The organism is Oerskovia sp. Root918, from assembly GCF_001428945.1.
GTDB lineage: Bacteria > Actinomycetota > Actinomycetes > Actinomycetales > Cellulomonadaceae > Oerskovia > Oerskovia enterophila.
The window spans coordinates 445,050-458,766 of sequence record NZ_LMJG01000013.1; the positions used below are offsets into that span (position 1 = coordinate 445,050).

A 13,717-nucleotide genomic window follows, 5' to 3' on the forward strand; every position below is an offset into this window, starting at 1 on the left:
AGCGAGAGCAGTCGCTGGTGGCGACTGTGCCCTCCACACTCTCGGGTGGTCGAACCATTCTGTTACCCCGCAGCCAGGAAGTCACACCACAAGGGGGTCAAGGGAGCGTGATCCTCACGACACAGGAGGGTGTAGGTCGGGTGCAGACGGTGCGGAGGAGGGGATCGTGCGGGGTACGGCGGTGTTCCGGGAGCCTCCTCGTGGGCCCGACGGCGGAGCCCGGCCCGGTCGGTCGAGGCACGTTCGCGCGCGCTCTGACGTTGTGCCGAGTGCGGTTCCCCGCAACACTGGGCTTCTGCGCTGGTGGACACGCCGCACGAAACGCCCGTCCTGCTGAGGCATGCGGGAGTGCCGTGGGCTACCTTTGCCAAGCAGGGCACTGATCATCAAGCAGTACGAAGAAGGGAAAGAGACACAAGTGGGAGCGACGACGGACCCCCAGGGTGCAGGACGCCTGGGGTTCCTCTCTGGCCATGTGGTGCAGGAGTTCGGTTGGGGCGAGGACGTCGACGACGACCTGCGCGCCGAGATCGAGGAGCTCGTCGGCTCCGAGCTGGTGGACGAGGACTACGGCGACGTGACCGACGGTGTCGTCGTCTGGTGGCGCGAGGACGACGGCGACCTGGCCGACATGCTCGTGGACGTCCAGACCGTGCTCGACGACGGTGGTCTCATCTGGATCTTCACGCCCAAGGCGGGCCGCGACGGCCACGTGGGCCACAACGACCTCCAGGAGGCCGCGACGACGGCCGGCCTGCACGCGACCAGCACGTTCGCGATCGCGCCGGACTGGTCCGCGACGAAGCTCGGGACGCGTGGCCGTGGGCGCTGAGGCGCCCGAGCTCACGGTCCGGACCGGCGACGTCGCCCCGGACTTCACGCTGACCGACACGCACGGCACCCCGGTCCGTCTCTCGGACCTGCGCGGCGGCCCCGTCCTGCTCGTGTTCGTGCCGTTCGCCTTCTCGGGGACGTGCACGAGCGAGCTGTGCGAGCTCCGCGACAACATCGAGGACTTCGAGACCGCGGGCGTCACGCTCTTCGCGATCTCGTGCGACCCCGTGTTCTCGCTCAAGGCCTGGGCCGCGCAGGAGGGCTACACGTTCGGGCTCCTGTCCGACTTCTGGCCGCACGGCGAGGTCTCGCGCCAGTACGGGGTGTTCGACGACGAACGCGGCCTCGCGATCCGCGGCAGCTTCCTGATCGACGCGGACGGCGTCGTCCGGTGGGCCGTCGTGAACCCGCGCGGGCAGCGCCGGGACCTCGCGGGGTACCAGGCGGCGCTCGCGGAGCTCTGACGCGCACCCCCTCGACGGGCGTGCCGCGGCCCTGAGCCGCGGTGCGCCCGTTCGCGCGTCGGTCGACCGGTGAGCCGCGTGACCGGTGGGTCGAACGACCAGGTGCGACGGGCGACCGGTCCCACGGACCGGGTTCGACGGGTGACCCGGCGTGGGCGGCCCGCGGCGGCCGTGCGTCGTCGGGCGGGCGATGCCCGATCTGCGGCTGATGTGCGAGGCACGGCCGGTGACCCGGTAGGCTGTGCACCGCTGTTCTGGGGCCTGTAGCTCAGTTGGTTAGAGCGCCACGCTTACACCGTGGATGTCGGGGGTTCGAGTCCCTCCGGGCCCACCACCGATGGAATGGTCGGACCCCTGGTGCGGGAGCGACGTCGTGCCGTCGAGGCCCGCCTCGCCTGTGCAAGAGTTGATGCATGGCATCCCCGCAGGCGCTCAGCGAGGCCGATCGTCGTCTGGTCGCCCTGTGGGCGGCCGACTGCGCGGAGCGGGTCCTTCCCCTGTTCGAGGCCGAGGCCTCGGGAGACGACCGTGCGCGGGACGGGGTCGAGCGTGCCCGGGCCTTCGGACGCGGTGAGCTCGGGACTGCCGACGAGATTCGCCGCCGGTTCGTCGCGGGGCGGGCGGCTCGCTCGGTGAAGGCTCCAGCCGCCGTCGCGGCCGCGCGGGCGGCCGGCCAGGCCTCGGGGGTCGCGCACATGGGCGCACATGCTCTCGGAGCGGCCGCCTATGCGGCGAAGGCCGCTGCCCTCGCCGCGCCCGACCAGGAAGCCGGCCGCCGTGACGAGGTCCGCTGGCAGCTGGCTCACCTGACCACGGACGTCCGCGCCGCCCTGTCGAGCCTGCCCGCGCTCGGGGAGGACGCGTCCGGACCGCTGGGTTCCGGGTTGCTGGCGTCAGGAGTGCTCGCCACGACCATCCGCGAGATCCAGGCCGATCTGTCGCGGCCCCCTTCCTCGGCCTGACGCGCCCTCCCGCGCCGTGCGCCCTCGACCCGCAGTGCCGTGGGAGCTCCCGCGGTCGAGCGGCGAGCGTGCCGCCGACGGGTACCGCCGGTCCCGGGACACCGGCGAGCCGGCTGCCGCGACCGTTCTCCACTGACAGCAACGGTGCGTGTCGGTGGCTTCTCCTACTGTGACGTCCGACGCCGCGCCGACGGAGCGCGGCGGCCTCCGGACCCGGTCCGGCGGCCCGGACGAGACGGCGGGGACACGTGTTCGAGAAGATCAAGGGCTGGCTCCAGGGAGACCACGACGGTGCGGTCGAGGGCGGCGGGACGTCGCTCGAGGGCGACCGAGCAGAGGGTGCGCGGCACACGAAGCCTTCCGCTCGGCTGATCGACGGACTGAAGATCCTGGACGCGGACACCCCGGGTCTCGCGGCCCGTGCCGTCGCCTACGTCCACACCGGTGAGGGACCGGAGCTCGTGACCGAGCTCTCGCAGCGTGGCGACGACTCGACGGACCGTCTGCTCAACCGGCCCGCGACGCTGGGCGTGTGGACCTACACGAGCCAGGCCCAGGACAAGGCCATCAAGGAGCACGTGCCCGGCTGGAACGTGGACAAGAGCACGACGGCTCGCGGCAATCTCTACACGCTCACCGAACCCGTCGCGATCGACGCGCTCGTCCGGCTCGGACGGCTCCTCGCGGCCGTCTCGCCCGACGTCTCGCGTGCCTCGGACCGGCTTCCTGCCTGGTTCGCGGCCCTGCTGACCGACGTCGCCAAGACGTGCGGCGACCGCCGCACCCGGGGCAAGGGGGGCAAGCCCGGCATCCGCAGTGCCTGGACCCCCGAGCTGCTGGTCGCGATCCTGCGCGACGGCGGCGTCGCCGAGGCGAGCATCCCGGCCGCCGTCGTGGCGGCGATCTTCGACCGTCCTGTCACGGCCGACTACTACGGCGACCCCCTCGCGGTGTTCGCGGCGCAGCCCGGCGTCGAGGACTATCTGGTCGCCCATCACGCCGAGGTCGTCGCTCTCGCTCCGCTGCTGCGCGCGACCGGCAAGGTCGAGCTCCTCCAGTTCCTGCGCGCCCAGCCCGCGGCGCGTCACGAGTTCGTCGGGCTCGTCGCCCAGCTCGCGACGGATAGCGCGAAGTCGGTGCGCGAGGAGGCCGCAGGCAACCTCGCGGCCCTGCCCGCGGCGCGTCAGGTCGAGCTCCTCGAGCCGCTGCTCACCACGATGCCCGCGGGCCGCATCGGGGGCCTCGTGACCCACCTGGTGGGCGTCGAGGGCGGCGTCGACGCGCTGCGGCGCGCGCACGCCGCCGACGGCCGCGGGGCACGGGGGACGCTGCTCTCGAACGCGCTCGAGCGGGCCACGGCCCTCGACGTCGAGACCGTGGCCGCCGACGAGCCCCTCGTCCTCCCTCCCTTCACGCCCCTGCCCGACGCCGAGCTCGGGGAGCCGTTCGTGCGCTCGGCGCGCGACGCGGTCGACCGTCGCCTCGCCGCGGCCCGCAAGGAGCTCGAGGACCTCGAGGCCCTGCCCAAGGCGGAGGCCCAGGGCTGGCGCCTCACGCACGCCCGGGGCGCGGTCAAGGACCTGTCGGCCATCACCGACGACCACCTCCGTCAGGTCGCGCAGTACCTCTCTGGCGCCCTGACCAAGGTGCCCCCGCGCACGGTGCTCGTCGAGCTCCAGGCCCCCGCGATCCGCAACCGCCTCGAGGGCCTGACCATGCTCCACGACATCCGCTTCGCACGCTCGCACGGTGGGGGCCGGCAGCGGTACCCCTGGTACCAGCTCAACGCCACGGCCGACCTCGCGATGGACGTGCGGATCCTGGCCGACGGCGTCGAGCGCGCGGGCGTCCAGGACTCCGAGGTGGCCGTCGCGGAGCTCGTGTTCGACTCCTGGTTCGCCCGGGAGACCTTCGCGCCCGAGCACCTGTGGCCCTACTACGCCGAGCACCCGGCTGCGCTCGAGACCCACCTCGGCCTGCGTCCCCCGACCAAGGTGGACAGCTACAGCCGCTCCGAGCGGCTCGAGGTCGCGCTCACGATCCTCGGCGGCTTCCCCACGCTCCCGAACCGCTACCTCCCACGCCTGGCCGAGCTGGCGCTCGGAGACGGCAAGACGCACCGCGTCGCCGCGCAGAAGGTGCTCGAGTCGCACGCCGGTGCGCGAGACCTCGCCGAGCAGGGGCTGCGTGACGGCAAGACAGAGATCCGGGTCACGGCCGCCGTCTGGCTCCAGCGCCTGGGCGACCCGGCCGCGATCCCGGCGCTGCGTGCCGCGCTCGCCAAAGAACGCCGCGAGGTGGCCCGAGCGGCGCTCCTCGGTGCGCTCGAGGCGCTCGGCGACGACATCTCCACGGAGATCGCTCCCGCGACCCTGCTCGCCGAGGCCACCAAGGGGCTCAAGGGCAAGGCTCCTGCGAGCATGGCCTGGTTCCCCGTGGACGGGCTGCCGCAGCTGCGGTGGGCCGCGGACGCCCAGCCGGTGCCGGCCGAGGTCGTGCGGTGGTGGGTCGTGCTCGCAGTCAAGCTCAAGGACCCCAGCGGGCTCGGCCTGATCGCCCGCTACGTCTCGCTGCTCGACGACCAGAGCCGCGCGGCGCTCGGCCGGTTCGTGCTCGACGCGTGGATCGGTCAGGACACACGGGGCCCCTCCGCGGAGGAGAGCCGCGCCTATGCCGACCGCGAGGCCCAGCAGCGCTACGACCGCTACCAGCACTGGTACAAGCAGCACCCGCAGTACTACGAGGCCGAGGCGTCCAGGACGGTCGACCAGCACCACCAGGACGCGTTCCGCGAGCACCAGGCCAACTACCTGGGGTCGGCCATCAGCGACAAGGGGCTGCTCGCCCTGACGGTCGGCATGCCGGGTACGGACCTGTCCCGCGCCGCCCAGCAGTACCTCAAGGCGCACAACACCCGACGCGCGCAGATCGAGGCGCTCGTCCGGGCGCTCGCGGCCAACGGCGACCCGGCGGCCATCCAGCTCCTGCTGTCGGTCGCGCGCCGCCACCGGCAGGCGACCGTGCAGGCGACCGCCCAGGCGCTCGCCCAGGACCTGGCCGAGCGGCGGGGCTGGTCCGCCGAGGAGCTCGCGGACCGCACGGTGCAGACCGCGGGCTTCGAGGACGACGGGATCCTGCACCTGCACCTCGGGGCGCGCGAGTACACGGGACGCATCACGCCCACGTTCACGCTCGAGCTCACCAACGAGGCGGGCAAGGTCGTCAAGGCCCTGCCCGCGGCACGGGTGGACGACGACGCCGAGCAGGTCAAGGCCGCCAAGTCGCAGCTCTCCGCGAGCCGCAAGGAGCTCAAGGCCGTCGTCGCGCTGCAGACCCAGCGGCTGTACGAGGCCATGTGCACCGGACGTGAGTGGCCCGCCGCCGACTGGCAGGAGTTCGTGCTGGGGCACCCGATCATGTCGCGGCTCGCGGCCGGTCTCGTCTGGCTCGAGAACCCCGGCCCCGACCAGCGGGCGTTCCGCCCGGGTGACGGGGGAGTGCTGATCGACGTCGACGACGAGGACGTGACCCTCGCCGACGGCGCGACGGTGTCGGTCGCGCACGGCGTGCTCCTCGGCGAGGACCAGGCCGGTCGCTGGCGCGAGCACCTCGCCGACTACGAGATCAAGCCGCTGTTCGACCAGCTCGAGGTCGCGGTCCCCGTCACCGACCAGAAGGCGACGTCGATCGCGGACCGCAAGGGCTGGCTCACCGACAGCTTCACGGTGCGCGGCCGGGCGACCAAGCTCGGGTACTCGCGCAGCCAAGCGGAGGACGGCGGATGGTTCTCGGGCTACGAGAAGGCGTACCCGAGCGTCGGGATCACCGCGATCATCGAGTTCACGGGCGCGTTCCTGCCCGAGGAGAACATCCCCGCGGCCCTCACCCAGCTGGTCTTCCGGCGCACGACGCGGGCCTACGGGCAGAGCGCCGAGGCGCGCCTCGCGGACCTGCCGCCCGTCCTGGTCGCGGAGTCCTACCGCGACTACCTGACCGTCGCTGCCGCCGGCAGCTTCGACGCCGAGTGGGAGAAGAAGAGCGCATGGTGACCACACCGACCGCCGCACCGAGCGGCACGCCCCCGGTCATCGACCGCGAGGCGGCGCAGGAGATCCGCCCGCCCGCCGAGGTGCGGTTCGCGCACGAGCTCGCGGCCCTCGAAGCGGCCGACCGGGCGCGTGGCGCAGAGCTGCCGCCCGGCTGGCGGCTCAGCCCGCGGGCCGTGCGCGCCTTCGTCGTGGGCGACGCCGAGCTCGGGGTGCGCCGGAAGTTCTACGGCGACGACCCGCTCGTGGACCGTGCCGTCGTGTCCCTGCTGGGACGCCAGGGCCTCATGCTCGTGGGCGAGCCCGGCACCGCGAAGTCGATGCTGTCCGAGCTGCTCGCCGCCGCGGTGAGCGGCACGTCGAACCTCACGGTCCAGGGCACGGCCGGCACCACGGAGGACCACATCCGGTACTCGTGGAACTACGCGCTGCTCATCGCCGAGGGGCCCAGCGAGCGCTCGCTCGTGCCGTCGGCCGTCCAGCAGGCCATGAGCGCCGGGAAGATCGTCCGGTTCGAGGAGATCACGCGCTGCGCCCCGGAGATCCAGGACACCCTGGTCTCGATCCTCTCCGAGAAGCAGCTCATGATCCCCGAGCTCGGGAGCGAGGCGAGGGTCTCGGCCCGGCCGGGGTTCAACGTGCTCGCGACCGCGAACCTCAAGGACCGGGGCGTCCACGAGATGTCGGCCGCGCTCAAGCGACGGTTCAACTTCGAGACCATCAAGCCGCTGACGGACCGCCAGTTCGAGATCGACCTCATCGAGGCGCAGCTGACCGCCGAGCTCGGTGCGCCCGCCGACCGCCCTCCGCTCTCGCGCGACGTCCTGGACGTGCTGGTCACGGCGTTCCAGGACCTGCGGACCGGCGCCACGAGCAACGGAGCACCCGTCAAGCGGCCCGAGACCGTGATGTCGACGGCCGAGGCCGTCAACGTCGCGGTCGCGGCCTCGCTCGAGGCCCGGTACCTCGGCGACGGCACCGTGACCCCTGCCGAGGTCGCACGCCAGCTCGCGGGCGTGGCCTCGAAGGGCGACGAGGAGGACGCCCGTCGGCTGCGGCACTACGTCGACAACGTCGTGCGCGAGCGGGCGCGGCGCGACCCGCGCTGGAAGTCGTTCCTCTCGGCGGCGGAGTCCCTGTGGCAGTAGCACCCGGGCCGGTGCGGGCGGCCTGGGGGCTCGCACCCGAGCGGATGCAGCGTGCGGTCGCCGGCGTCGAGCAGCTGCGTGCCGAGGGCATCTACCTCGCCCCGGTGCGGCACCACAGCCCGGCCTGCGCGCTCGCGGTCGAGGCGCTCCTCGACGAGGTCCGCCCCGCCGTCGTGCTCGTCGAAGGGCCCGAGGAGTACGGCCGGCTCCTGCCCGTGCTGCTCGACCCCCGCACGCGCCCGCCCGTCGCCGTGCTGAGCCTCGGGACCGACGGCAAGGGGGCGGGGTTCTACCCCCTCGCCGAGTTCTCGCCCGAGTGGGTCGCGCTGCGCACGGCCGACCGGCTGGGAGCCGAGGTCGCGTTCGTCGACCGGTCCTGGGCCGCGCGCGAGGCGGCCGTCGCGCCGGGCACGTCGGACGCGCCCGACGCACCTGACGCACCAGGCGATGCCGAGGACGACGCGTTCGCCCGGACCTTGCAGTCCGAGCGGAACCTCGCGCACTCGCGGACGGTCGCGGCCATCGCGGAGCGGCTCGGGTGCCGCGACCACGACGAGGTGTGGGACCACCTGTTCGAGGCGCGCACGCGCGAGCAGCTCACGGACTGGCGCGAGCTCTTCGACGACGTCTTCGCGTGGGCCGCGCTCGCGCGCCTGGACTACGAGGAGGAGGTGCTCGACGCCGACGGGTCGCTCGCGCGCGAGGCCCTCATGTCCGCCCGTGTCGCCGAGCACCGGGCGCGGGTCGAGGGGCCTGTGGTCGTCGTGACCGGCGCGTTCCACACGCTCGCGCTCGTCGAGGCCCTCACCGGGGCGCCCGAGGGCGGGGCGGTCGTGGACCGGCGGCCGGCGGGCGGCTACGGCGACCCGGCTGCGGCCGACGCCTGGCTGATCCGCTACGACCACGAACGGCTCGACGGCCTGCGAGGGTACGGGGCCGGCATGCCCTCGCCCGGCTACTACGAGCGCCTCTGGGCCGCCCATCGCGACCCCGCCGGGCCTGCGGCGCTCAGCACCGCGCTGCTCGTCGACGTCGCGGCCGCCGCCACGACCCGTGGCGCGCAGGTGAGCTTCGCCGAGGTCGCGTCGGCAGCCGAGCAGGCGCGTCGTCTCGCGGACCTGCGCGAGCGACCGTGGCCCGGGCGCACCGACCTGCTCGACGCCCTCACCTCGTGCTTCGTCAAGGACGACGGCGGGCTCGACCTGGGCCTCGGGCGTCCCCTGGGGCAGGCGGTCGCCGAGGTGTTCGGAGGCCGGGCACTGGGTGAGGTCCCGCCGGGTCTCGCGTCGCCCCCGCTCGTCCAGCGCGCCCGGGAGCGGGCCGAGGCGCTGCGGCTCGTCGTGACCGATTCGACGCCGCGCCGCACGAGGCTCGACGCGCGGCGCACGCCCCGGCACCGCGAACGCCGGGCGTTCCTGGCCCTCATGGACTTCGTGGGGAGCGGTTTCGCGCACCGGGTCTCGGGTCCCGACCACGTCTCGGGTCGCGGCCTCGGCCTGCTGGTCGAGGAGTGGGAGTACGCCTGGACGCCGCTCGTCGAGGCCTCCCTGGTCGAGCTCTCGCACCACGGCGCGACGCTCGAGGCGGTCGCGGTGCACCGCCTGCACCGGCTCGAGCACGAGCTCGCGACGACCGGCCGCTCGGCCCTCGGGGTCGCGCGACTCGTGGCGCAGGCCGTCGTCCTGGGCCTCACTGACCATCTCGACCGGCTCGTCGCGCTGCTGCGGTCGACGCTCGACGTCGACCCGTCGCTCGAGTCGGTCGTGGGCGGGCTGCACCGCCTCGTCGACCTGTGGGACGCGCGCGTCGAGCTCGGCCTGGACGGGCACGCGCCCGAGCTGCTCGACCTGGTGGACCACGGTCTGGCGACGGCCGCCTACCTGGTCCCCGGCCTCGGGAAGGTCGACGCGGACGCGGAGCCTGCGGCCGTCGGGACGCTCGTCTCGCTGCGCGACCTCCTGCGCGAGGTGCACCGTGCGGGTGCGCTCAGCACCGTGCCCGACGGCGTCGCGCGGCCTCTCGCGGACGCGCCCGAGGCGGGCGGCGCACCGGCCTCGTCCGCGGCAGGCGGTGCGCCGACCCGTCCCGGGGCAGGCGGCCCCGTGCCCGTGCGCCGCGAGCTGACCCGCCTGCGTGAGGATCGCGCGACGGCGCCCGGGGTGCGGGGAGCGCTCGTCGCGCTCGCGTCGGTCGACGACTCGCTCGGCGACGACGTCCTGGTCGCCGAGGTGCGCGCCCAGCTCAGTCCCGGCGCGGACCCGGTCGCCGCGGTCCGCTTCCTCGGCGGGCTGCTGCGCGCGGCCCCCGATCTCCTGCTGCACACCCCCGAGCTGTTCGACGCGGTCCACGCCGGGCTGCGCGACCTCGACGAGCCGGCGTTCCTGGCCGTCCTGCCGGACCTGCGCCGCGCCTTCACGTGGCTCAAGCCCGCCGAGACGCACCAACTCGCCCAGCAGGTGGCCGATCGCACCGGTACGCGCGCCGAGCGGATCGACGTGCACCTGACGGCGACCGAGCGGGACCTCGAGGTGGGCCTCGCGCTCGAGCGCGAGCTCACCGCGATGCTCGACCGCGACGGCCTCGGTGCCTGGGGCGGCGGGACGCGCCGCGAGCCCGTCGGAGCACCGGCCGCGGCGGGTGCAGCAGGCCTCGACGGCCCTGTCGGCCCCACCGGCTCGCCCGCCGACCAGGTGCTCGACGACCAGGGCGACCGCCACGACCTCCAGGAGAACCACCCGTGACCGACCCGCAGCTCGGCCGCGATGCCGACGCCCACCTGGGCCGAGGCGCCCTCGCTCCCGTGACCGATCGTGCGGGAGGCGCGGCGACCAGCCAGGTGACCGACCAGGAGGCCGCTCGTCGCTGGCGGCTCGTCCTGGGCCGCTACGCCGCCCAGGAGCTCCAGCAGGGGCCGGGCGACGCAGGGATCGAGCGCGCACTGCAGTACCTCTACGACCGTGAGTACGTCGAGCGTGGTCACCGTCTGGGCAAGCAGCCGGGCGCTCGCGGCGGCGGAGGGAGCCTCGACCCCTCGGCGCTCAAGGCGCTCGACTGGCTCGGCCAGGCACGCACGCTCTTCCCGCGCGAGACGTTCGAGCGCATGCAGGTCGACGCGGTGAGCCGCTACCGGCTCACGGAGCTGCTCGCCGACCCGGCGGCCGCCGAGGCCCTCGAGCCCAGCCGTGAGCTCGCGACCGCGCTGCTGCAGGTCCGTGGCCGGCTCGACGATCGCGCCGCGGCCGGGCTCCGCACCGTGATCGCTCGCGTGGTCGAGGACATCGTGCGACGCCTGCGCCCCCAGTTCGCGACCGCCCTGAGCGGCCGCAAGGACCGGTCGCGCCGCTCGATGCACAAGGTCAGCCAGAACTTCGACGGCAAGCGCACGCTGCAGGCCAACCTCTCGCGCTACGACCCCGAGTCCGGCCGGTTGATCGTCCAGGACGTGCGGTTCGTGTCGAGGGCGCGACGGACCCTGACGTGGGAGGTCGTGCTGCTCGTCGACCAGTCGGGCTCCATGGCGGCCTCGCTGCTCTACAGTGCGGTCTGCGCGGGGATCATGTCGGCCCTGCCCGGGATCTCGGTGCGGCTCGCGGTGTTCGACACCAGCGTCGTCGACCTGACGCACCTCGCGCACGACCCGGTCGCGGTCCTGCTCACGGCCCAGCTCGGAGGGGGCACCGACATCGCCAAGGCCATGCGCTACGCCGAGCAGCAGGTGACGAACCCGAGCCGCACGGTCGTGGTGCTCGTGAGCGACTTCGAGGAGGGCGGGTCGGTGGCCCAGCTCCTCGCGTCGGTCCGGCGGCTCGCGGAGTCGGGCGTCCGGCTGCTCGGCCTCGCGGCGCTCGACGAGTCCGCCGAGCCTGTCTACGACCAGGGCACGGCGCGTCGTCTGGCCGAGAGCGGCATGCACGTCGCCGCGCTCACGCCCGAGCGGTTCGCCGAGTGGCTCGGGGAGGTGCTCGTATGACGCCCGCGTGGTTGGCCGTGTTCGCGGGGTACGACGACGCAGCGCTGATCGCGCTCGGCAACGCGGGCCTCCTGCGGCGCGCCCGCAAGGACCTCGTCGGGGGCGAGGTGTCGCTCGCGTCCGAGTCCCCGGACGAGGTCGTGGTCGCCTGCGGGTCCGCGGTGGTCCGGCTCGGGCCGAAGGGTCCGGTCGCGGCGTCGTGCTCGTGCCCGACGGCGGGCGTGTGCCAGCACGTCGTGGCCGCGTGCCTCTGGGCTCGCGAGCACCCGGCGGGCTCGACGCCTGAACCCGGCGTGGACGACGCCGGTCCTGGGGCTGCGGCGACGGACGGTGGAACGGACGGCGGTGGTGGCGACCCCACGGGCCCCGGCCCCGGACCTGCCACGACTGACGAGGCTGCCAGCCCTCTGGCTGCTCTCCTCTCCCTGAGCCCGGCCGAGGTGTGCCGGGCTGCGGGCAAGGTGGCCGTGCGCCGGGTCGTCGAGCGTCTGCCGAGCGCGCTCCTCGCCGGAGTCGCGGCGGAGGGGAACGGCATCACCGAGGCGTGCGACCTCGCGGTCGACGGCGCACGGCTCACGATCTCGTGGCCGATCGCCGGCCTGGCCCGCCCGGCCACCGGTGACCCCGCGCCCGAGGGCCGTGCCACGGTACCGGCCGGGCCGTCGAACGTCGTCGTGTTCGTCGCCCCCGCGGGTTACGGCGGCATGGTCGTCGCAGGGAAGTCGACCGCCGCCGACCAGGCCGCCGCCCGGCTCGAGGCGGTCGTCCGGGCCTTCGCCCGCGAGGGACGCTCGTGGTCGTGGCCCCACGAGATCGAGGTCGAGCGCTCGGGCGAGCTGACCACCGCCCAGCGGGCGGGGATCGAGGAGGCGAGCGCCGTCGTCGGGCACGTGGTCGATGCCGGACTGTCCCACCTCGGGGCCGATGCCGCCGACACGCTGCGTGGCGCGGCCGGACGTGCCCGGCTCGTGGGCCTGCTCCTCCTCCACCGGCTCCTGCTCGTCGCCGCAGGGCTCGTCGACGGCCTCGCATCGCGCGACGACGACGTGACCGAGGCCGACGCGCTGGGCGCGCTCGCCGAGGCCTGGGCGCTCGCGGCCGCGCTCCGCGACGCCCCTGCCGGGGCCCTGCCGGACCTGGTCGGCGCCCCGGCCCGGCGCGCCCGCGGCGCGGCGGACGACGAGGGCGAGGAACGCCCCGGACGCCTCGTGCCGCTCGGGGTGCGGTGGTGGCGGGCAGCGAGCGGGGCGCGCGGCATGACCCTCACGGCCTGGGACCAGGAGCACGGCGTGGTGCGCACGGCGACGGCCGCACGCCCCTCGGGGGCAGACCCGGCCTTCCGCCGGGACGTGGAACTGCCGATGCTGTGGGGGTCCTCGGTCGCGAGCGTCTGCGCAGGACCGTTCACGCTCGACGCCCCTGAGACCCGCCCCGACGGGACCCTGAGCGTCACCTCGCGCACGCGTCGCGTGGGCGACGGGAGGTTCGACGTCGAGGAGCTGCGCACCGTCGCCGACCGGCTCCGGGACTCGGCGACGACCGGGACGGTGGGCTTCGGTCGCGCGGCCCGCCGGGTGCGCCTGGTCATGGTGCGCGAGACGGGAGCGATCGGGGTCGAGGAGGTGCGGCGCGAGGTCACCTGGCCCGTCACGGCGGCCGACGGCGGCACGCAGGTCCTGCGCGTCGCGGTCGACCAGGAACGGAGCGTCGAGGCGCTGCTGTCGGTCGTGGCGTCGCGCCGACCGGTGGTCGCGGTCCTCGTCGAGCGCGAGCCGGGCGGGGGAGCGGACGAGCCGGTAGGCATCTTCCTGCGCGACGGCACCGGGGGGATCGAGCTCTTCTCCCCCTCGATGTCGCCCGTGTACCGCACCTCGCCGGGCTGGACCGCGATGCGTCGCCTCACGGCGCGGATCGCCGCGCTGCGCAAGGGGTCGACCACGCACGTCGCGGAGCCGGTCGACCGGGGGCCCGTGGTGCGCGTCTGCCAACCCGCGCTCGAGGTCGTCGACTCGCTCGGGGCGACGGGCCGTCGCCGCCTCACGGGATGGCAGCACGAGGCGCTCACCGCACGTCAGCGCCTCGCGGGGGACCTCGGGATGGCGACCGTCGGACGGTCCCTCGCGGACCTGCTCGCCGACCCCACGACGGAGAACGTGCTGCGGGCGCGGTTCGTGCTCGGGCGGGCGCTCGCGCTCACGGGATGACGGACCCGGGTCAGGGGTGCGCTCGTCGGCCCGGGAGAGCGATGGGGCCCGCGGAGGTGCGACGAAGAGTGTCAGACCCGCACGGCAGA

General features: G+C 74.3%; 8 protein-coding genes and 1 tRNA gene. All 9 read left to right on the forward strand.

The annotated features are described in order from the left end of the window. The first annotated feature begins 418 nt into the window (after window positions 1-418). On the forward strand, window positions 419-832 hold the full coding sequence (locus tag ASE27_RS13250) for a DUF3052 domain-containing protein (protein WP_056651057.1): 414 nt from the start codon (window positions 419-421) through the stop codon (window positions 830-832). Continuing rightward, a complete protein-coding gene (locus ASE27_RS13255) occupies window positions 822-1,298 on the forward strand; it encodes a peroxiredoxin (protein ID WP_056651455.1) in 477 nt (158 codons plus the stop codon). Before ASE27_RS13250 ends, ASE27_RS13255 begins: the two co-directional genes overlap by 11 nt. 257 nt (window positions 1,299-1,555) lie before the next feature. Next, a tRNA-Val gene (locus ASE27_RS13260) sits at window positions 1,556-1,632 on the forward strand. A gap of 79 nt (window positions 1,633-1,711) precedes the next feature. After that, on the forward strand, window positions 1,712-2,260 hold the full coding sequence (locus ASE27_RS13265) for a putative immunity protein (protein ID WP_056651058.1): 549 nt from the start codon (window positions 1,712-1,714) through the stop codon (window positions 2,258-2,260). 248 nt (window positions 2,261-2,508) lie between these two features. Next, window positions 2,509-6,309, forward strand: a complete 3,801-nt coding sequence (locus ASE27_RS13270; protein WP_056651060.1) for a DUF4132 domain-containing protein — start codon at window positions 2,509-2,511, stop codon at window positions 6,307-6,309. After that, window positions 6,303-7,454 (forward strand): AAA family ATPase, encoded by a 1,152-nt coding sequence (locus ASE27_RS13275; RefSeq protein WP_082608905.1) that lies wholly within the window; start codon window positions 6,303-6,305, stop codon window positions 7,452-7,454. Before ASE27_RS13270 ends, ASE27_RS13275 begins: the two co-directional genes overlap by 7 nt. After that, window positions 7,445-10,195, forward strand: a complete 2,751-nt coding sequence (locus ASE27_RS13280; protein ID WP_157257612.1) for a DUF5682 family protein — start codon at window positions 7,445-7,447, stop codon at window positions 10,193-10,195. Before ASE27_RS13275 ends, ASE27_RS13280 begins: the two co-directional genes overlap by 10 nt. After that, window positions 10,192-11,424 (forward strand): VWA domain-containing protein, encoded by a 1,233-nt coding sequence (locus ASE27_RS13285; protein WP_200955941.1) that lies wholly within the window; start codon window positions 10,192-10,194, stop codon window positions 11,422-11,424. Before ASE27_RS13280 ends, ASE27_RS13285 begins: the two co-directional genes overlap by 4 nt. After that, the gene (locus ASE27_RS13290) at window positions 11,421-13,628 is read left to right on the forward strand and encodes an SWIM zinc finger family protein (RefSeq protein WP_056651065.1); all 2,208 of its coding nucleotides are present in this window, start codon (window positions 11,421-11,423) and stop codon (window positions 13,626-13,628) included. The genes ASE27_RS13285 and ASE27_RS13290 overlap by 4 nt, the downstream gene beginning before the upstream one ends. Window positions 13,629-13,717: the final 89 nt, after the last annotated feature.